This is a genomic window from Variovorax soli, from assembly GCF_031454625.1.
Lineage (GTDB): Bacteria > Pseudomonadota > Gammaproteobacteria > Burkholderiales > Burkholderiaceae_C > Variovorax > Variovorax soli_A.
This window is the reverse complement of sequence record NZ_JAVDRF010000001.1, coordinates 130913-151138: the sequence shown is the minus strand read 5'-3', so window position 1 is coordinate 151138 and position 20226 is coordinate 130913. Positions and strand designations below refer to the sequence as shown.

Sequence of the window (20226 nt, the reverse complement as noted above, 5' to 3'; positions counted from 1 at the left end):
ATGGTCGCGGTCAGTTCCGATTCTCCTAGCTGGGGGTTGCTCGATGGTCAAGCGTTCCGGTGCCGATGTCGTGGCCGCGGCTTCCCGCGGTCATGCATTGCCGTCGCCCGGACTCAAGGAGGCGCCGGTGCTCGAGCTCATGTGCTCGCACTTCGTGCTCACCCTCGCGGCGAAGCAGGGTCCGCGCTTCAACGTGCGGCGCGACCTCAACGGCCTGCTCTCGCTCACCGGCCGCCACTTGGTCTGGCCGCTGGCCGTGCTGCAGCGCCTGCGCGAATTTCTCGGGCGCCGCTGTGCCGGCAACGAGGTCTGGAAAGGCGTCGAGCATTTCGACGGCCGCACGCTGCTGGAGCGCCACGGCGTCTGGCGCGGCCCCTACGAGGAAGGCACGCTCTTTTTCTACCTGGACGAATACGCCAAGGATCAGCCCAAGGACCTGCTCTCCGTGCTGTCGGCCACGCGGGACTGGCTCACCCATGCGCTGCGCAAGCAATCGACCCTGGTCGAGAAGAACATCGATGCCCTCGCAGGCCTGCTGCAGCTCAACAAGGCGGAGCGCGCGCTGCTGCTTTATGGCACCTTGGCCCGCTACCAGCGCGACCTGCGCTCGCTGTTGGTGGAGTTCAAGGTCAATAACGCGCCCGAGGCCTATGCCGCGATCGCGGAGGTGGCCGGCGTCAATGCCAGCGACGTGGGCGAGGCGCTGCGCGCGGGCTCCCGGCTGGAGCGCATCGGCCTGGTCGAGAACCTGATCTCCGAGCACAACATCACCGACCTCGCCGATCTCATGAAGGTGAGCGAGAAGCTGCCGCCCGTGCTGATGCGCGAGTACCGCGACCACAACGAGCTGATGGCCGTGTTCACCCGGCCATCGGCCAAGAGCGCGCTCGCAGTGCACGACTTCGCCTTCGTCCAGGAGGATGCGCAGATGCTCATCACCCTGCTCTCGGCCGCAGTGGCGCGCAAGGAGCCGGGCGTGAACGTGCTGCTCTACGGCCCGCCCGGCACCGGCAAGACCGAGCTCGCCAAGGTCGTGGCGCAAGCCGCGGGCCTGGAGCTCTTCGAGGTCGAGTACGCCGACCGCGACGGCAATTCGCTCTCGGGCCGCGACCGCTACCGCTCGCTCCAGATTGCGCAGGTCTTCCTCAAGGGCAGCGCGCAGGCGGCGCTGCTGTTCGACGAGGTCGAGGATGTGTTCCCCCCGATCAGCACCGAGGCGGCACAGCTCATGGCGCGCGCCGAGCAGGTCCCTGCGTCCGCCAGCGGCAGCGTGAGCGGCAAGGCCTGGGTCAACCAGATCCTCGAATCGAATGCGGTGCCCACCCTCTGGGTGACCAACCGCATCGAGCAGATCGACCCCGCCTTCCGGCGCCGCTTCGCCTATCACCTGGAGCTCAAATCGCCGCCGCCCGGCGCGCGCGAACAGCTGGTGCGCAAGACACTCGAGGGCGTGGCCGTGTCCGAGGCCTTCACCGCCAAGCTGGCGGCGCGCAAGGGCCTCACGCCGGCGCAGATCCGCACCGCGGTGCGCTTCGCCGGCCTGGCCATGGGCGAGGGCACTTCGATCGAGAGCCTGATCGAGCGCCAGCTGCGCAATGCCGACATGGCGCTCGGCACGCAGGGTGGCCTGGGCGCACGCCGCAGCGTCACCACCTACGACCTCGACATGCTCAACGTCGAGAGCCGCTTCGAGATCCCGCGCATCGTCGAGGCGCTCAGGGCGCGCGGCCACGGCACCTTGTGCTTCTACGGCGCGCCCGGCACCGGCAAGACCGCGCTGGCCGAGCACATCGCCCGCGCCATCGGCCGGCCGCTGATCATCAAGCAGGCGAGCGACCTGATGAGCAAGTACGTCGGCGAGACCGAGCAGAACATGGCGGCCATGTTCAAGGAGGCCGAGGCCGAGCAGGCGATCCTCCTGCTCGACGAGGCCGACAGCTTCCTGCAGGACCGGCGCGGCGCCCAGCGCACCTACGAGGTCACCGAGGTCAACGAGATGCTGCAGGGCATGGAACGCTTCGACGGCATCTTCGTCTGCACCACCAACCTGCTCGACCGGCTCGACCAGGCGGCATTGCGGCGCTTCACCTTCAAGATCAAGTTCATGCCTCTGACGCCGGCGCAGCGAGAGTGCATGTTCGTCACCGAGGCGCTGGACGGCGATGCAACCGGCCTGACGACCGAGCGGCGGCAGCGCCTGGCCAAGCTGCAGCAGCTGTGCCCCGGCGACTTCGCGGCTGTGAAGCGCCAGACCGATATCCTTGCGGTGGCCTTCTCGGCCGAGGAGTTCCTGGATCAGCTCGAGGCCGAGCACCGCATCAAGCCCGAGGTACGCGAGTCGCGCGGCATGGGCTTCGTTCACTAAGACAACGCGCCGTCGCGCCGGAGTGCCGGCGCGCAAGGGAGATCTTCATGAAGCCTGGATTGCAGCGCCTGGCTGCGCTGTTGGCGTTTTGCGCGGCTGCCGGCGCATTGACCGCCTGCGGTGGCGGCGGTGGCGGCGGTGGCGGCGCCTTCCTGCCACTGGCGGCGACATCCTCGCAGCAGCCTGCCGCGGCCGCGGATGACACCATCGTCGACTCCGCCAGCGTCGCCGGCCTGTGCGCCGCGCCGCGCGTTGGCATCGACCCCGGCACGGGCACCGTCTTTCCCGACCGCAGCGGCACCACCGTCGACGAGAAACGCTGGGTACGCAGCTGGATCGACGAAACCTACCTCTGGTTCGACGAGGTGCCGACCAACCTGGCATCGAAGGACTACAGCACGCCGATCACCTGGTTCGCTGTGCTCAAGACGCCCAGGCTCACGGCTTCCGGCCGGCCCAAGGACCGCTTCCATTTCACGCAGGACACAGCCGCCTACCGCGCGCTCTCGCAAGATGGCGTGGATGTGGGTTACGGACTCGAGCTCGCCTTCCTGAGCGCATCGCCGCCGCGCGATGTACGTGTGGCCTACACCGAGCCCGCCTCGCCCGCGGCGCAGGCCGGCATCGTGCGCGGCACGCGGGTGGTCGAGGTCGACGGCATCGACGTCGCCAACGGCAGCGACACCACCAAGCTCAACGCCGGGCTCGCCCCGGCGCGCGAGGGTGAAGCCCACACCTTCAAGCTGCAAGCCCCCGACGGCACTGAACGCACGCTCTCGCTGGCCGCGGCGCGCGTCACGCGCGTCCCTGTACAAAACGTGAAGACCATTGCCACCGCCAGCGGGCCGGTGGGCTACATGCAGTTCAACGACCATCTGGCAACCGCGGAGGCGGGGCTGATCGCAGCCGTCAACCAGTTGCAGGGCGCCGGCATCATCGACCTGGTGATCGACATGCGCTACAACGGCGGCGGCTTGCTCGATGTGGCGAGCGAACTGGCCGCCATGGTCAGCGCGGGGAGTGCGACCAACGGCGCCGTGTTCGAGCGCCTCCTCTTCAACAGCAAGAATCCGTTTCGCCTGACAACGGCGCAGACCACCTTGCCCTTCCACACCGCTTCGCTGGGCTTCTCGACGCCGGCCGGGCAGGCGCTGCCGCGCCTGGGGCTGTCGCGCGTCACGGTGCTCGCGGGCCCCGACACCTGCTCCGCCAGCGAATCGGTGATCAACAGCCTGCGCGGCGTCGGCGTGGCCGTCAGCCTGGTCGGCGGCGCCACCTGCGGCAAGCCCTATGGCTTTCTCCCGCAGGACAACTGCGGGACCACCTATTTCGCGATCCAGTTCCAGGGCGTCAACAACATCGGTTTCGGCGATTACGGGGACGGCTTTACCCCGACTTGCGCAGTGGCCGATGACTTCGATCACGCGCTGGGCGATCCGGCCGAGGCGCGGTTGGCGGCTGCGCTGAGCTTGCGAAGCAGCGGGGCCTGTCCGGCACCGGGATCGAGCAAGGCCGACGTCACGCAGCGCAAGTCGGAGGCACAGGGCGCGGCGTATCTCGTGCGTCCGCCACTGCGGGAAAACCGGCTCGTCGCGGCACCGCTCGCGCCGCAGCGCTGACCGCACTTCACGCCGATTCAATACACCGTCCGCCGGAGGGCGGCGATGCGCCTTTTCGTCTTCACGGAAGGTCCGACGAAGCAATTGCAATTCCATCAGTGACCGAGCGACCCGCTCATTCTGAAGAAATGTCGCCAGCAAAACCTTTTTGACCAGAGCGTTCCTAGCATCCCGCGACTAAACCGGCAGCAATGCCCTATCGGAGGGATCATGGACAGAGTCTTCGGCAAGAAATTGGCGCGGGGTGCGCTTTGCGCAGCGTGGCTCATCGCGCTCGCGGCATGTGGCGGAGGCGGTGGCGGTGGCGGCGGCGTCGTGTTCCCGACCATCGCCGCCGCGCCTGCAGACCCTGCGCCAGTGGCAGGGCCGTCGGCCCCTGAAGTGACGGTGGACCCCGAACCCGGCACGCTGCCTGTCCCCTCGACGCCGCCCGCGCCGGACGTCCAAGAAGAAATTGGCAAGTCCGCCGACGTGGCGGCCCGATGCGCCGCACCGCGAACCGGCATCGATCCTGCGACGGGCGCTGCGTTTGCCGATCTGCCGGGGAGCCTCGCGCTCGAAAAGAGCTGGGTGCGCGACTGGATCGACGAGACCTATCTTTGGTACGACGAAGTGCCGACCCGTCTGCTCGCAAGAGACTATGCAACGCCCGTCGCCTACTTCGATGTGCTGAAGACGCCGAAGCTCACCGCGGCAGGCAAACCGAAGGATCGCTTCCATTTCACCGCCAACACCGAGCAGGCGCGCGCCCTGTCGCAAAGCGGCACCGAAATCGGTTACGGCATGGAGCTCGCCTTCCTTAGCAGTTCACCGCCGCGCGATATCCGCGTCGCGTTCACCGAATCGGGGTCTCCGGCGGCGCAGGCGGTCGTGACTCGGGGTGACCGGCTGATCGAGATCGACGGCATCGATGTCGTGGGCGGGACGGATGTCGATGCGCTCAATGCCGCGATCGCTCCCGAGCGCGAAGGAGCGCAGCACAGCTTCAGGCTGCGGGCGACCGACGGCACCGAGCGCACGGTCGCGCTCACGTCGGCGTCGATCACCCGCGATCCCGTCCCGACGCTGAACGCCTTCAACGTCGGCACCAAGCGCGTCGGCTACATGCTCTTCAACGAGCACATCGCCACCGCCGAATACTGGCTCACCTCCACGATGGAGCTGTTCCAGTCCATCGGCATCACCGATCTCGTGATCGACATGCGCTACAACGGCGGTGGCCTGCTCGATGTCGCGAGCGAGCTGGCCTACATGGTGAGCTCGAGCGCCGCGACCCAGGGCAAGACCTTCGAGCGGCTGCAGTACAACAACAAGAATCCGTTCCGCTTGACGCCCGAAGAAGCCAAGCTGCCCTTCCAGGCCACCGCGCTCGGGTACTCCGTGTCGCCGGGGTACGCCTTGCCGCAGCTCGGGCTGTCGCATGTCACGGTGCTGAGCGGCCCCGATACCTGCTCGGCCAGCGAGTCCGTCGTCAACAGCCTGCGCGGCATCGGCGTCACCGTCGACCTGGTCGGTGGCGGCACCTGCGGCAAGCCCTACGGCTTCATACCTCAGGACAACTGCGGCACGACCTACTACGCCATCCAGTTCCAGGGCGTCAACGACAAGGGCTTCGGCGACTACAGCGATGGCTTTGCGCCGACCTGTGCGGTGGTGGACGACTTCACGCACCAGCTGGGTGACCCGAAGGAAGCCCGGCTTGCGGTCGCGTTGCACCTGCTCGGCGGCGGGATCTGCCCCACCCCGCCATCGGCCAGCAAGGCCGACGTCGCCATGCGCAAGGCCGAAGCCGAGCGTGTGCCCTATCTCGTGCGTTCTCCGCTGCGCGAGAACCGGGTGCTCCGCCGCAGCGGCCACTGAGGGACTAGAACGCGGCGCAGACCCTGAGCACATCCGCCCCGTACGCTTCGAGCTTCTTGCTCCCGATCCCGCTCAGGCCTTGCAGGTCCTCGAGCGTGGCCGGCGCGCGCCCGGCAATGGCGGCCAGCGTCGCATCGTGAAAGATCACGTAGGCCGGCAGGTTGTGCTCTCGCGCCACCTCGGCGCGCCAGGCCTTGAGCGCGGCGAAGCGCGCCTGGCCCGTCACGTCCAGCGTGGCTGCGGCCGGCGAGGGCGCACCGCGCGCCGGCTTCTCGCGCCGGACCTTCTTGCGCTCGGCCGGTGACGAAAGCGACTCGCGCAACAGCACGGACATTTCGCCCTTGAGAACCGCGCGGGAGCCTTCGGTGAGCTGCAGCGTGTTGTAGGCCTGCGCATCGACCGCCAGCGCGCCGGTGGCGATCAACTGGCGCATCACCCCGCGCAGCTGCGCTTCGCTGAACTCGGCGCCCAGGCCGAAGGTGCTAAGTGTCGCGTGGCCGAACTGCGTCACCTTCTCCGTTGCCTTGCCGCGCAGGATGTCCATGATGTGGCCCGCCCCGAAGCTGATGCCGCTTTGCTGCTGCACGCGGTAGATGGTGCTGAGCAGCTTGCGCGCCGCATCCGTGCCGTCCCACACCTGCGGCGGGTTCAGGCAGTTGTCGCAGTTGCCGCAGGCCTCGCTGCGCTCGCCGAAGTAATGCAACAGCCGAACCCGACGGCAGTCGCTCGCTTCGGCCAGCGAGAGCAGGGCGTCGAGCTTGCCGCGCATCACCTGCTTGAACTCCTCGCCGGCGGGGCTTTCGTCGATCATGCGGCGCTGATTGACCACGTCCTGCAGTCCGTAGGTCATCCAGGCATCGGCCGGCTCGCCGTCGCGCCCTGCGCGGCCCGTTTCCTGGTAGTAGCCCTCGATGTTCTTCGGCATGTCGAGGTGGGCGACGAAACGAACGTCGGGCTTGTCGATGCCCATGCCGAAGGCGATGGTCGCCACCATCACGATGCCCTCGTCGCGCAGGAAGCGGTCCTGGTGCTGCTGCCGTACCGCCGCGTCCAGGCCGGCGTGGTAGGGCAGGGCTTCGACGCCGGCATCGCGCAAGGTCTGCGCGGTGTCTTCGACGCGCTTGCGCGACTGGCAGTAGACGACGCCTGCGTCGCCTTCATGCTCACGCTGGATGAAGCGCAGCAGCTGCGTCACCGGTTCCTTCTTCTCGACGATGGTGTAGCGGATGTTCGGCCGGTCGAAGCTGGAGACGAACTGGCGCGCCTGCTCGAGCTGCAGGCGCTCCACGATGTCGGCCCGCGTCAGTGCGTCCGCGGTCGCGGTCAGCGCGATGCGCGGCACGCTCGCATAGCGCTCGTGCAGCACTGTGAGCGCGCGGTACTCCGGACGGAAGTCGTGGCCCCACTGACTCACGCAATGCGCTTCGTCGATCGCGAACAGCGACAGCTTGCCGCGCTGGTGGAGCCCATCGAGCTGTGACAGGAAGCGCGGCGTCGTGACGCGCTCGGGTGCTGCGTAGAGCAGCGTGATCTCGCCGCGCAGCAGGCGGCGCTCGACGTCCTGGGTCTGTTCCCAATCCAGCGTGGAATTGAGGAAGGCCGCTGCCACGCCTGCCTCGTGCAGTGCACCCACCTGGTCGTGCATCAGTGCGATCAGCGGCGAGACCACCACCGTCACGCCGCGGCCCGCCCGCTGCCGCGCGATGGCGGGGATCTGATAGCACAGCGACTTGCCGCCGCCGGTCGGCATCAGCACCAGCGCGTCGCCGCCGCCGTTCACGTGCTCGACGATGGCTTGTTGATGGCCGCGGAACTCGGCATAGCCGAAGACCTCGCTGAGGATTTGCGACAGCTCGTGATCGGGTGAGGGAGACGGCAAGACTGACACGGGTGTGGCGCCAACGGCGTGAATGATCGGATGGGGGGAACTGAGGGGCGCTGCAGTGGTCGCCGAAAACTGATTGTCGCTTGAGCTGTCGTCACAAAACGTCAGACCCCGCCAGGAGGGTTTGGGACACCATTGTTACCAACTACCAGTGGATTTCCTTTGTTCGACCTGATGAGGAGACAGGCCCATGAGTCGTGAAGACTATGTCGAGCTGGTTCAGGATCTTTGCGAGGAGTTGGAACTCGGCGATGCCGGCGAGTTTCTGGATCGCGGCTTGCTGCAGGTGGACGACACGCTGGTCTGCATCGAGTACCTCGAAGAGCGTGACGAAATTCGCCTGCTCGCCGATCTCGGTGAGATCGAGGAAGGCGTCGACAGGGCGGAGATGCTCGAACTGCTGCTGGAGTTCAACCTGGGCAACACGAGCTTCTACCTGCCCACCTTCAGCCTGCACGCCGAGAACCACCATCCAGTGGTGGCGTATCACATTCCTCTGCCGGCATTGCTCGAGGACGACATCGATCTTGCGTTCGTGCTCCAGGAGCAATTGATTCCCTTGCTGGACGAATGGAAGGGCCGGTTGCGGGAGGCCGTCGACAACGCGCCGCCTGCTGCCGACCTCTCGCCGCCACCGGGTTCGTGGGTCTGAAAGATCAGGGGAAGTGCGATGAACAAAAACAGCACTTTGAAGCCTGCCGGGCTGCCTGTCCGGCTGCCGACCGGGGGCTGGAAGCTGCCGAACCTGAACAACCCATTGCCCGCGGAGCCGTCGCCAAAGAGTACGCCGCGGTTTCGGCCTCCCCTCGAGCGGTCGGTGGCTGGCTTCATACCGCGGACCAAGGCAGAGGCCCAGCACTCCTTCTTCGGTCACGAAGCAGCAACACACACAGAGGGCGAGTTTGAGCTGTTGCCAAAGGACACGCCGCGAGCTCGACCCTCCCCCGAACAAGACGTCCCCCGTTCCCTCTTCGGTTCAGAGTCGCAGACAGAGTCTGAGGGCTTGCACCTCTCCGGCGAGCCGGTGCTGCAGGCGGTGCCTGAAGCAGGACCCGCCGCGCACACGGCCAGCTCAAGCCTCCCCGGCACATTCGAAATACTCTCGGAGAAGCTGCACGGCACTCAACGCGAGCAATTCGAGCAGTACAACGAACTGGCGTTGAAATGGGAGGAAGAGAAAGAAAAAAACGGACAGGGCGCCTACGCAAGAAAGGCACAAAAATATACGAAAGCTGACGGTACGGAGGGTACTGACCGGGTGTTGGTGAGGAGCGAGGAAAAGTTAGGCGTGCAGCTTCATGCCTGGCAGGCCGCGAAAGGAAAGGAAGTGCAGACCGGCCTCAACAAGGTCGGGCGCGTCCTGCGTGAAAAAACCGGCCGCCCGTGCAAGACGGGCACCGAGTACGGGAGCGACAAGGGGAAGGGCCTGCTGAACCAAAACAATCAGGTGCCCAATGACTTCGCCTTGGCCGCAGTATCCGGCAGCAGACTGCTCAACACAGGTCTGACCGCTTACGCCAATTTTGCCGATCCGACGCTGGGCGCGGATCTGACTTCGGTCACCGATGGACTTGCAGCGCTCGCGGTGGTGCCATCGGGCATCGATGCGGTATTTGCCACGGAAGCGCACCTCAGGCAGCTCTCCGAGCGCGAGAAGGCCAAGAGCAACCTGCGCTTCAGACAAGCCGCCGACAGGTTCATGGCGGATCCGGGGAATGCCGCTCCCGAGGATGCTGAAGGTTTCTTGAATTTCATGGACGCCTGCGAAAAGTTGTTCGGCACAACACTGGAGGATTCCTCCACTCGCAAGGCGGCGCGAGACCGCGCCATCAGGTCGCCCATGACAGCGATGTCCAACACCGTCGGGGCTGTCATCGAAGGCGTCAACAGCACCGTTTCAGTCAGCCCTCTGGCGGGTGCTGCGCTGGCGCCGCTTGCCATTGTCGGGGGCGTGATCGAAGTCGACGAAGGCAAGCACGAGTTGCTGCGGCGCGTGGACCAACAGGCGCGAGCAAGCTTGCGCAAGGAACTCATGCAGGAGCTATTGTCCAGAACGGACCCTGCCAGCACTGAGTACCAGACTCATCACGACAACGAGTTGGCGCAAGGCCTCATCCAGTGCTTCTCCAAGCAACAGGATCGTCTGCTGCGCCAGGCAAAGCGCGAAAAGAAATTCGCCCGGGGGCGTATTTTCAGGGGAGGCGGTACTGTCGGCGGAGCGGCTGCCACAGCAGCGGCGCTCGCTGCGGCCGCCGGGCTTGGCGTTCTCACCGCAGCAACGGCTGGCGTGGCGGCCGTGCCTCTTTTGGTATTGGGAACGGGTTGGGGCTTCGCAGTGGGGGCACGCAACTACAAGCGGGTGCGTGCCGACCACAACGCTAAATGGCGCCAGCGAATGGTGCAGGCGATCGCCCTCGATACGCCTCGCGAAGCGCTGGCGTCCAAACTGGCCGGCAATGAAGACATTGAATTCGCACAGGAGGAAGGCGAATACGAACCTGAAAAGGGGCACTTCGCTGGACACCGCAAGCTCGAACTCAAGGCGCGCGACAACGAGTACCTGGGCCTTCACTTGCTGGCGCTCAAGGTCCAGGATCTGGCCCGTGGCAAAGAAGCGTATGACAAGAACTCCCCGGTCATGAAGCTCTTGCATGGCGTCGGCATCGATCAACACCGGCTTCTGGCGATTTGCAAGGCTGTTGCGGCGAAGGAGCCGAACGAGCAACTGGACTACATCCAATCTCGGCTTGCGCCCAAGTTGGGCATGAAGTTCATCGTGGCACCGGGAACCCGAACCCAGGAACCAGCGCATCCGTCGATCTTTCTGAAGCATTTCGGGGTCGCAGCGAACAGCGCCTTTTGGGAGAACAAGCACGGCCTCGTGCCCCATTCGAGTGAGTTGTTTCCAGAGATTCGCAAGCAGCTGGCAGCGCGCTATTCAGACCCGGCAGGCATGCTGGCCTTTCACCAGGCCGTCAAGACTTTTCTGAAAAAGACGGAACACCTTCCTCAGACCAAGGACACTGAGATGCTGAAGGCGTTCGACGAGTATTTACAAGCCAGAGAGAAGTTCGAAGGACTTGTCAGGAAGACTGATGCGGAGATTGAGCAGAAAAAACAAAGACAGCGAGAACGCGCCGCCGTGGAGGAGGCCACCGACCTAGTCAAGGAATTGGAGCAGTTCCATCGAATGCAGCAGGCCGATCAGATCGTGTTGCCCCGGGCATGAGCCAATGCCCGGGGCAGGCTGCGGCGTTTGCATGCCTGTGATTGCTTGATGCTCAAGCACCGTCCTGGCGCAGCAGGCCGAGGATTGCACGGGAGCAGCACTGGCGTGTCGACGCGCCCCGGCATTCGCTCGCCATTACCGATTGGCCAAACAGCGGCAGGAGGGCTGGTGATCGGGGGCGTCCTCGCCGCCCCTTTGCTCGGTCCGGTCGGGGCAGTGACCGCCGTGCCCGGAATCATTTGGGCAGGCGCTTCGGCCAGACGCAGACACGAGCATCACCGGATCGAGCACAAGTCCAAGTGGCGTCAGCGCGCCGTGCGCGCTCTGGGCTTCGAGGTGTCCCGCAATGAACTGGAGCAAAAGCTGGCGGGGACACACCCGGACGGGTCAGGTCTTCGCGCGGAGTTTCAGGAAGGCGAATACCTGCCCCAGGACCAGCGCTTCGTTGGCAGCCGGGACATGGAATTCGATGCCCGCGACAACGAGTACCTGGGGCTTCACGCATTGGCGCTCCAGGTTCAGGATCTGGTTTTGGGTAACGGGACCGGTTACAACCCCGAGTCTCCCTGCATCCAGTTGCTGGAGGCCGTCGGCATCGATGCGGTCAGGCTGCTTGCCATCTGCAAGGCGGCGTCGGCCAAGCCGGCGGATGTGCAGCTGGACTACATCCAATCGAAGATCGCATCCAGCCTGGGAATGAAGCTGCGCGTGGAGGCCGGTGGCGTGCAGGCACTGCCTCATGTGTCGGTCTTCCTCCGGCATTTCGAGAACGCGCGCAAGGCGGCTTTCAAGCGTGTCGATCGCATTGACGAGGAATGGGGGCAAGAGACTCTGAACGCCCTGGCAGAGCGCTATCCGGACCCTGAGACCGCTTTGCTGGCTTTCGACAGCACCATCGGGAAATTCCTTGAAAAGACGGAAGGTTTGCCTCAGGCGGACCTCTTCGCCAAGACGGCCTTCATGCTGGATTTGAAGGAGATCGCAGCGCTCCCCAAAAAAGAGGCCGCCGCTCGCGCCAAAGCCAAGCGGAAGTTCGACCACCTTCTCGAGTCGCAGGATCAAAAGGTCGAAGCTCTTGAGAAGGCCCGGGCGCTGCGGGAGGCTGCCGATCTTGTCGAGCAGCTCGAACGATCCGGTCGTCCCGGCCCCCAGCCCGCCGCCACCACGCCGCAGCTCTCCGCGCGAGGCTGAGGGCGCTGGTCCGCTCCGCGAGCCGGCACGCACCTTGCTCCCCTTTGCCCGCCTGCGCTTGCGCAGGCGGCTCGACAGGCGCTTTGGCACCGGAACCGGGCACCCACGGCCGCGCAAGGCACCAATCGGGGTTTGCCTGTATATACAGGTGCATCCCGCCCCGGCACCATGCGTCTCCATGCCGCGTGTGTCACGCATGGCGCGTCGGGCCTTTTTACGAACACAACAGGAGTACCCAGATGGTCAAGACCCTCGCAAGAACCGCCTCGCTGCTCGCGGCAGGCCTGTGCGCCGCAGGCATGGCGGCCAGTGCCTACGCCCAGGACACCAAGCTCGCCCTCGGCATGTCCGGCTGGACCGGCTTCGCGCCGCTCTCGCTGGCCGACAAGGCCGGCATCTTCAAGAAGAACGGGCTCGACGTGGAGCTCAAGATGATCCCGCAGAAGGACCGCCACCTGGCCCTGGCCTCCGGCGCCATCCAGTGCGCGGCCACCACGGTCGAGACGCACGTGGCCTGGAACGCCAACGGCGTGCCGATCGTGCAGATCTTCCAGATGGACAAGTCCTATGGCGCCGACGGCATCGCCGTGCGCAACGACGTCAAGAGCTTCGCCGACCTCAAGGGCAAGACCATCGGCGTCAGCGCGCCGGGCACAGCACCCTACTTCGGCCTGGCCTGGATGCTGAGCAAGAACGGCATGACGCTGAAGGACGTGAAGACCGTCTCGCTCGAGCCGCAGCCCGCCGCCCAGGCCTTCGTCGCCGGCCAGAACGATGCCGCCATGACCTACGAGCCCTACCTCTCCACCGTGCGCGCCAATCCGCAGGCCGGCAAGATCCTCGCCACCACGCTCGACTACCCGATGGTGATGGACACCGTGGGCTGCGCGCCCACCTGGCTCAAGGCCAACGCCAAGGCCGCGCAGGCCCTGACCAACTCCTACTTCGAGGCGCTGGAGATGATCAAGAGCGACCCCGCCAAGGCCAACGAGCTGATGGGCTCGGCCGTCAAGCAGAGCGGCGAGCAGTTCGCCAAGTCCTCGGCCTACCTGCGTTGGCAGGACAAGGCGGCCAACCAGAAGTTCTTCGCCGGCGAGCTCACCCAGTTCATGAAGGACTCGGTGCCGATCCTGCTGGAGGCCGGCGTCATCCGCAAGGCGCCCGAGGATCTCTCGGCGACCTTCGACGCGAGCTTCATCAAGTAACGGGCCGCCCACGAACCCTCCCTGGGCCACAGCCATGGAAGCGACCACCGCCACCGTCCCCGCCGCTGCCCCTGCGGCGCCCGCTGCCATGCCGATCGCGCGCGCCCGCCGGCGCCGCGGCATGGCGCCGCTCGAACCCGTCAGCCCGCGCGCGCGCTGGTTGCTGGGCGTGGGCTTCTTCGTCCTGTTCTTCGCGGTCTGGGCCGCGTTCACGCTGGGCGGCTTCGTGCCGCCCACCTTCCTCGCGAGCCCGGTGACGATGGTGAAGGAGGGCTACGGCCTCTTCACCGAATTCAACTTCATCCACGACATCGGCATGACGGTGTGGCGCGTGGTCGGCGGCTTCGTGCTGGCGGCCCTCGTCGCGGTGCCGCTGGGCATCGCGATGGGCGCCTACAAGCCCGTCGAGGCCTTCTTCGAGCCCTTCGTTTCCTTCTGCCGCTACCTGCCGGCCTCGGCCTTCATCCCGCTGCTGATCCTCTGGGCCGGCATCGGCGAGGCGCAGAAGCTGCTCGTGATCTTCATCGGCTCGGTGTTCCAGATCACGCTGATGGTGGCCGTCACCGTCGGCAGTGCGCGCCGAGACCTGGTCGAGGCGGCCTACACGCTGGGCGCCGACAGCCGCGGCATCGTCGCGCGCGTGCTGATCCCCGGCGCCGCGCCGGGCATCGCCGAAACCCTGCGCCTGGTGCTGGGCTGGGCCTGGACCTACGTGATCGTGGCGGAGCTGATCGGCTCTTCTTCAGGCATCGGCCACATGATCACCGACAGCCAGGCGCTGCTGAACACCGGCCAGATCATCTTCGGCATCATCGTCATCGGGGTGATCGGGCTGGTCTCGGACTTCGTCTTCAAGTCGCTCAACCGCCGCCTCTTCGCCTGGAGCACGCTGTGATGCAAACCCAGCTTTCGATCCGCGGCGTCTCCCGCACCTTCACCGGCCATCGCGGCCAGCGCACGCAGGCCTTGCTGCCCATCGACTTCGACGTGCGCGAGAACGATTTCGTCACCATCCTCGGCCCCTCGGGCTGCGGCAAGTCCACGCTGCTGCGCATCGTGGCCGGCCTGGACGAGCCGAGCGAAGGCCGCGTGCTGCTCGACGGCAAACCCATCGAAGGTCCGGGTGCCGATCGCGGCATGGTGTTCCAGAGCTACACGCTCTTCCCCTGGCTCACCATCGCGCAGAACATCCGCTTCGGCCTGCGCGAACGCGGCATGGGCGAGGCCGCGCAGAAGGAGCGCAGCGACTACTTCATCGCCAAGGTCGGCCTGCGCGGCTTCGAGAACCACTTCCCCAAACAGCTCTCCGGCGGCATGCAGCAGCGCACCGCGATCGCGCGCGCGCTCGCCAACGACCCCAAGATCCTGCTGCTCGACGAGCCCTTCGGCGCACTCGACAACCAGACGCGCGTGCTGATGCAGGAGCTGCTGCTCGGCATCTGGGAGTCGGCGCAGAAGACCGTGCTCTTCGTCACCCACGACATCGACGAAGCCATCTTCATGGCCAACCGCGTCGCGGTCTTCAGCGCGCGGCCGGGCCGCATCAAGAGCGAGATCGCGGTCGGCTTCCCACATCCGCGCCACTACACCATCAAGACCTCGCCGGAGTTCATGGAGATCAAGGCGCGCCTGACCGAGGAGATCCGCGCGGAGTCGATGGCGGCTGCGGAGCATTGACATGAAAGCGGAGATCCGTACGCGCCCGGTCGAGCCCGCATTCGAGACGCCATGAGCACCACCACCGCCCGCAAGGCCGCCCACCCGCCGCAGCCCGCCCTCGCGCTGTACGAGCAGGTCAAGGCCTTCATCACGCACAAGATCCAGAACGGCTCCTGGCCCGCCGGCCATCGGCTGCCGTCCGAGAGCGAGCTGGTGGCCAAGTTCGGCGTGGCGCGCATGACGGTCAATCGCGCGCTGCGCGAGCTGGTGGAGCAGGGCCGGATCGTGCGCGTGGCCGGGGTGGGCAGCTTCGTGGCCGAGGACAAGCCGCAGTCCACACTGCTGCAGATCGCCAACATCGCGAGCGAGATCCGCGCCCGCGGCCACGACTACCGCTGCGAGTTCCTGGTTGCGGAGCGCATCGCCGCCGCGCCCGACGTGGCCGTGTGGCTGGACCTGCGGCCCGGCGAGTCCGTCTTCCACACCGTGTGCCTGCACCTGGAGAACGACCTGCCCGTGCAGCTGGAGGACCGTCACGTCAACCCGCGCGTGGTGCCGGCCTTTCTGGATCAGGACTTCTCCGCCATGTCGCCCAGCGAGTACCTGGTGCGCAACGTGCCTTTCGACCAGATCGAGCACGTGGTGGACGCCGTGCTGCCCACGCCCGAACAGGCCGAGCGCCTGGACATGCCGTCCAGCGATCCCTGCCTGCTGCTGACGCGCCGCACCTGGTCGCGCAACACCCCGGTGACGATGGTCCGCTGCCTGCATCCGGCCTCGCGTTACCGCCTCGGCAGCCGCTTCCGCGCCGACGGCAACCCGAGCTTCGGCTGACCGGGACGGCCGAATCTGCGTCGCCTTTCGCACGCACCTACTTGTATAGACAGGATCTTCGATGGACAACGCAATCCTCTCCACCGCCCCCTTGCTGCTCACACCCGGCGAGGTCGAGCTCGCTGCGTTGCGCCGCGTGCATGCCGGCGGCGCGCAGCTCGCCCTCGACCCCGCGGCGCGCGCCGGCCTGCTCGCGGCCCAGGCCACCGTGCGCCGGATCGTCGATGCCGGCGAGGTGGTCTACGGCATCAACACCGGCTTCGGCAAGCTCGCGCAGACCATCATTCCGCACGAGCGGCTGGCCGAACTGCAGCGCAACCTGGTGCTCTCGCATAGCGCCGGCACCGGCGAGCCGCTGCCGGACGGCGTGGTGCGGCTGGTGCTTGCGACCAAGGCCGTGAGCCTGGCGCGCGGGCACTCGGGCATCGCGCCCGCCATCGTCGATGCGCTGATCGCGCTGCACAACGCAGGCCTGCTGCCGCGCATTCCGTCCAAGGGGTCGGTGGGCGCCTCGGGCGACCTCGCGCCGCTCGCGCACCTGGCCTGCGTGCTGATCGGCGAGGGCGAGGTCACGACGCCCGATGGCGCGGTGATCCGCGGTGCCGAGGCGCTCGCACGCATCGGGCTCGAGCCCTTCGTCCTCGGCCCCAAGGAGGGCCTGGCCCTGCTCAACGGCACGCAGGTGTCGACCGCGCTGGCGCTGGCCGGCCTGTTCGGCGCCGAGGACGTGTTCGCCGCCGCCCTGATGGCCGGCGCGCTCTCGCTCGAGGCGATCCAGGGCTCGATCAAGCCCTTCGATGCGCGCATCCACGCCGCGCGCGGCCAGCCGGGCCAGGTCGCGGTCGCCGCCGCCGTGCGTGCGCTGCTCGAAGGCAGCGAGATCATCCCCTCGCATGCCGACTGCGGACGCGTGCAGGACCCGTACTCCGTGCGCTGTGTGCCGCAGGTGATGGGCGCCTGCCTCGACAACCTCGCGCACGCCGCGCGCGTGCTGCGCATCGAAGCCAATGCCGCCTCCGACAACCCGCTGGTCTTCGACAACGGCGACGTCATCTCCGGCGGCAACTTCCACGCCGAGCCGGTGGCCTTCGCGGCCGACATCATCGCGCTCGCGGTGGCCGAGATCGGCGCCATCAGCGAGCGCCGCATGGCCTTGCTGCTGGACAGCGGCCTCTCCGGCCTGCCGCCCTTCCTGGTGCGCGACGGCGGCGTCAACTCCGGCTTCATGATCGCGCAGGTCACGGCCGCATCGCTGGCTTCCGAGAACAAGTCGCTCGCCCATCCCGCCAGCGTCGACAGCCTGCCCACGTCGGCCAACCAGGAGGACCATGTGTCGATGGCCACCTTCGCCGCGCGCCGCCTGGCCGAGATGGTGCAGAACACCGCGGTGGTCGTGGGTATCGAGGCCATGGCCGCCGCGCAAGGCATCGAGCTGAAGCGAGGCCCGAAAAGCTCGCCGCTGCTGGAAGCCGAATTCGCCGCCATCCGCGAGCGCGTGGCCTTCATCGACCAGGACCACTTCATCGCCCCCGACATCGAGGCCATGCGCCGATGGGCGCGCCGCAGCGATTGGCCCGCCGCCCTGCTGGACATCCTGCCCAGCCGCCCCTGAACCCCGCCCAACGAAAGGACAAGCCGCCATGAACGCGCCAGACAAGTTCGTCGCCCAGACCGCCACCGACCCCCGCCACGACCCGACCCGGGTGATCCGCGCGCCGCGCGGCAGCCAGCTCAGCTGCAAGAGCTGGCTCACCGAGGCGCCCTTCCGCATGCTGCAGAACAACCTTGACTCCGAGGTGGCGGAGCGCCCGCAGGACCTCGTGGTCTACGGCGGCATCGGCCGCGCCGCGCGCAACTGGGAATGCTTCGACCAGATCCTCGCCTCGCTGAAGACGCTGAACGACGACGAGACCCTGCTGATCCAGTCCGGCAAGCCGGTCGGGGTCTTCAAGACCCACGCCGATGCCCCGCGCGTGCTGCTCGCCAACTCCAACCTCGTGCCCAAGTGGGCGACCTGGGACCACTTCAACGAGCTGGACCGCAAGGGCCTCTTCATGTACGGCCAGATGACCGCCGGCAGCTGGATCTACATCGGCAGCCAGGGCATCGTGCAGGGCACCTTCGAGACCTTCGTCGAAGCCGGCCGCCAGCACTACCACGACGACCTCTCCGGCCGATGGATCCTGACCGCGGGCCTTGGCGGCATGGGCGGCGCGCAGCCGCTGGCCGCCACGCTGGCCGGCGCCGTCTCGCTCAACATCGAGTGCAAGCAGTCGAGCATCGATTTCCGCCTGCGCACACGGTACGTCGACAAGCAGGCCAGGGACATCGACGACGCCATCGCGCTGATCCGGCAGCACACGGCGGCGAAGGAGGCCGTGTCGATCGCGCTGCTGGGCAACGCCGCCGAGATCCTGCCCGAGCTCGTGAAGCGCGCGAAGGCCGGCGGCCTGAGGCCAGACCTCGTCACCGACCAGACCTCGGCGCACGACCTCATCAACGGCTACCTGCCCGCGGGCTGGAGCGTCGAGCAGTGGCTCGATGCCCAGAAGGATCCGTCGCAGCACGCGCGTCTCGCGGCCGAAGCCGCGAAGTCCTGCGCGATGCACGTTCAGGCCATGCTGGACTTCCAGGCCATGGGCATCCCGACCGTCGACTACGGCAACAACATCCGCCAGGTCGCCTTCGACGAGGGCGTGAAGAACGCCTTCGACTTTCCCGGCTTCGTGCCCGCGTACATCCGCCCGCTCTTCTGCGAGGGCAAGGGCCCCTTCCGCTGGGTCGCGCTCTCGGGCGACCCGGAAGACATCTACAAGACCGACGCCAAGATCAAGGAGCTCTTCCCCGAGAACAAGCACACGCACCGCTGGCTGGACATGGCGCGCGAGCGCATCGCCTTCCAGGGCCTCCCGGCGCGCATCTGCTGGCTGGGGCTGGGCGAGCGCCACAAGGCCGGCCTGGCCTTCAACGAGATGGTGAAGTCGGGCGAGCTCAAGGCGCCCATCGTCATCGGCCGCGACCATCTCGACACCGGCTCCGTCGCCAGCCCCAACCGCGAGACCGAGGCGATGAAGGACGGCACCGATGCCGTGTCCGACTGGCCGCTGCTCAACGCGCTGCTCAACACCGCGGGCGGCGCGACCTGGGTCAGCCTGCACCACGGCGGCGGCGTCGGCATGGGCTACTCGCAGCATGCGGGCGTGGTGATCGTGTGCGACGGCACCGAGGCGGCTGCGAAGCGCATCGCACGCGTGCTGTGGAACGACCCCGCCACCGGCGTCATGCGCCATGCCGACGCAGGTTACGAACAGGCGGTCGCGACGGCCAGGCAACACGCCCTTCAACTTCCCATGATCAAGTGAGCCCTGCCACCATGTCCGAGATCTACCTTCACTACCTGAATCACCTCGACGTCCAGGCGCTGGCCATGACCGACGCCGAGATCATCGCCGCCGTCGAGGAGGGCCTGCTCGCCCAAGGCCGCGGCGAGACCACCATCGAGCCGCGCATGCACCTCGTGCCCGAGAAGGACTACCCCGGCCACTTCAACGTGCTGCGCGGCTACGTGCGGCCACTCGGCGTGGCTGGCGTGAAGGTCGTGGGCGACTTCTACCGCAATTACGAGAAGGGTCTGCCCTCGGAGCTCGCGTTGCTCAACCTCTTCGATCCGAAGACCGGCGTGCCGGTGGCCATCATCGACGCCTCGGACATCACCGACATGCGCACCGGCGCGGTAACGGCCATCGGCGCCAAGCACCTTGCGCGCAAGGACTCGAAGATCCTCGGCCACATCGGCGCGCGCGGCACCTCGTACTGGAACGTGCGCCTGCTGCATTCGATCTTCCACTTCGACGAGATCCGCGTGCATTCGCGCCGGCCCGAGAGCCGCGAGAAGTTCGCCGCGCGGCTGGAGCGCGACCTCGGCACGAAGATCACCGTCACCGAGGACTGGGAGTCCTGCGTGCGCGGCGCCGACATCGTGGTCGAGGCTTCGCGCCTGGAGAAGCCCACGCCCATGCTCAAGACCGAGTGGATCAAGAAAGGCGCCTGCGTCATTCCCTACGGCACCATGAGCGCGGTCGAGCTCTCGCTCACCGACATCATGGACAAGATGGTGATGGACGACTGGGGCCAGGCCAAGGCGGGCCCGCTGGGCGCGCTGCGCGCGCACGTGGACAGCGGTAAGTTGTCGGAGCAGACGCTGCACGCCGAGCTCGGCCAGATCGTCGCCGGGCTCAAGCCGGGTCGCGAGAGCGAGGACGAGACCAACCTGTTCTGGCACCGCGGGCTGTCGTTGTCGGACATCGCGCTCGGCTCTGCGATGCTGGCCAAGGCGAAACGCCTGCGGCTCGGCCAGCAGCTGCGCTTCCGCTGACGCC

Annotated in this window: 14 protein-coding genes; 13 read left to right on the top strand and 1 reads right to left on the bottom strand. The window is 66.8% G+C overall.

The window, feature by feature from the left end; translation table 11 throughout:
• Positions 1-43: 43 nt before the first annotated feature.
• From J2739_RS00700 to J2739_RS00690, 3 genes are all read left to right on the top strand, one after another.
• Positions 44-2365: an ATP-binding protein gene (locus J2739_RS00700; protein ID WP_309897778.1), complete on the top strand. Its 2322-nt coding sequence runs from the start codon at positions 44-46 to the stop codon at positions 2363-2365.
• A 47-nt stretch (positions 2366-2412) separates the two neighbouring features.
• On the top strand, positions 2413-3984 hold the full coding sequence (locus J2739_RS00695) for a S41 family peptidase (RefSeq protein ID WP_309897777.1): 1572 nt from the start codon (positions 2413-2415) through the stop codon (positions 3982-3984).
• Positions 3985-4194: 210 nt separating this feature from the next.
• Positions 4195-5844, top strand: a complete 1650-nt coding sequence (locus tag J2739_RS00690; RefSeq protein ID WP_309897776.1) for a S41 family peptidase — start codon at positions 4195-4197, stop codon at positions 5842-5844.
• 4 nt (positions 5845-5848) lie between these two features.
• Here the strand turns inward: J2739_RS00690 and recQ are convergent, their stop codons facing one another.
• Entirely contained in the window at positions 5849-7732 is a 1884-nt protein-coding gene (gene recQ / locus J2739_RS00685; protein WP_309897775.1) for a DNA helicase RecQ, read from the bottom strand.
• A 187-nt stretch (positions 7733-7919) separates the two neighbouring features.
• On the opposite strand from recQ, the gene J2739_RS00680 reads away from it, so the two are divergent.
• From J2739_RS00680 to J2739_RS00635, 10 genes are all read left to right on the top strand, one after another.
• Positions 7920-8381, top strand: coding sequence for a CesT family type III secretion system chaperone (locus tag J2739_RS00680; RefSeq protein ID WP_309897774.1), 462 nt, complete (start codon positions 7920-7922; stop codon positions 8379-8381).
• A gap of 18 nt (positions 8382-8399) precedes the next feature.
• Positions 8400-10958: a hypothetical protein gene (locus J2739_RS00675; protein ID WP_309897773.1), complete on the top strand. Its 2559-nt coding sequence runs from the start codon at positions 8400-8402 to the stop codon at positions 10956-10958.
• Between the two features lie 105 nt (positions 10959-11063).
• Positions 11064-12149 carry a hypothetical protein gene (locus J2739_RS00670; RefSeq protein WP_309897772.1) on the top strand — a complete coding sequence of 362 codons (1086 nt, stop codon included), beginning with the start codon at positions 11064-11066 and terminating at the stop codon, positions 12147-12149.
• Positions 12150-12448: 299 nt separating this feature from the next.
• Positions 12449-13354, top strand: a complete 906-nt coding sequence (locus J2739_RS00665) for an ABC transporter substrate-binding protein (RefSeq protein ID WP_405053813.1) — start codon at positions 12449-12451, stop codon at positions 13352-13354.
• A 34-nt stretch (positions 13355-13388) separates the two neighbouring features.
• Complete coding sequence (locus J2739_RS00660) at positions 13389-14249, top strand: ABC transporter permease (protein ID WP_309897770.1); 861 nt, start codon at positions 13389-13391, stop codon at positions 14247-14249.
• Positions 14249-15031, top strand: a complete 783-nt coding sequence (locus J2739_RS00655) for an ABC transporter ATP-binding protein (RefSeq protein ID WP_309897769.1) — start codon at positions 14249-14251, stop codon at positions 15029-15031. The genes J2739_RS00660 and J2739_RS00655 overlap by 1 nt, the downstream gene beginning before the upstream one ends.
• Before the next feature lie 51 nt (positions 15032-15082).
• Positions 15083-15847 (top strand): histidine utilization repressor, encoded by a 765-nt coding sequence (hutC, locus tag J2739_RS00650; protein WP_309897768.1) that lies wholly within the window; start codon positions 15083-15085, stop codon positions 15845-15847.
• A gap of 61 nt (positions 15848-15908) precedes the next feature.
• Positions 15909-17459, top strand: coding sequence for a histidine ammonia-lyase (gene hutH, locus J2739_RS00645; RefSeq protein ID WP_309897767.1), 1551 nt, complete (start codon positions 15909-15911; stop codon positions 17457-17459).
• A gap of 28 nt (positions 17460-17487) precedes the next feature.
• On the top strand, positions 17488-19209 hold the full coding sequence (gene hutU, locus J2739_RS00640; protein ID WP_309897766.1) for a urocanate hydratase: 1722 nt from the start codon (positions 17488-17490) through the stop codon (positions 19207-19209).
• Positions 19210-19220: 11 nt separating this feature from the next.
• Positions 19221-20222 carry an ornithine cyclodeaminase family protein gene (locus J2739_RS00635; protein WP_309897765.1) on the top strand — a complete coding sequence of 334 codons (1002 nt, stop codon included), beginning with the start codon at positions 19221-19223 and terminating at the stop codon, positions 20220-20222.
• Positions 20223-20226 lie beyond the last annotated feature (4 nt).

Bases quoted from the DNA above. Each gene is read 5' to 3' on its own strand.
- hutC (WP_309897768.1), top strand. From the start codon at position 15,083: ATGAGCACCACCACCGCCCGCAAGGCCGCCCACCCGCCGCAGCCCGCC.
- J2739_RS00675 (WP_309897773.1), top strand. From the start codon at position 8,400: ATGAACAAAAACAGCACTTTGAAGCCTGCCGGGCTGCCTGTCCGGCTG.
- hutU (WP_309897766.1), top strand. From the start codon at position 17,488: ATGAACGCGCCAGACAAGTTCGTCGCCCAGACCGCCACCGACCCCCGC.
- J2739_RS00700 (WP_309897778.1), top strand. From the start codon at position 44: ATGGTCAAGCGTTCCGGTGCCGATGTCGTGGCCGCGGCTTCCCGCGGT.
- J2739_RS00680 (WP_309897774.1), top strand. From the start codon at position 7,920: ATGAGTCGTGAAGACTATGTCGAGCTGGTTCAGGATCTTTGCGAGGAG.
- J2739_RS00635 (WP_309897765.1), top strand. From the start codon at position 19,221: ATGTCCGAGATCTACCTTCACTACCTGAATCACCTCGACGTCCAGGCG.
- J2739_RS00690 (WP_309897776.1), top strand. From the start codon at position 4,195: ATGGACAGAGTCTTCGGCAAGAAATTGGCGCGGGGTGCGCTTTGCGCA.
- J2739_RS00665 (WP_405053813.1), top strand. From the start codon at position 12,449: ATGGCGGCCAGTGCCTACGCCCAGGACACCAAGCTCGCCCTCGGCATG.
- J2739_RS00655 (WP_309897769.1), top strand. From the start codon at position 14,249: ATGCAAACCCAGCTTTCGATCCGCGGCGTCTCCCGCACCTTCACCGGC.
- J2739_RS00660 (WP_309897770.1), top strand. From the start codon at position 13,389: ATGGAAGCGACCACCGCCACCGTCCCCGCCGCTGCCCCTGCGGCGCCC.
- J2739_RS00695 (WP_309897777.1), top strand. From the start codon at position 2,413: ATGAAGCCTGGATTGCAGCGCCTGGCTGCGCTGTTGGCGTTTTGCGCG.
- hutH (WP_309897767.1), top strand. From the start codon at position 15,909: ATGGACAACGCAATCCTCTCCACCGCCCCCTTGCTGCTCACACCCGGC.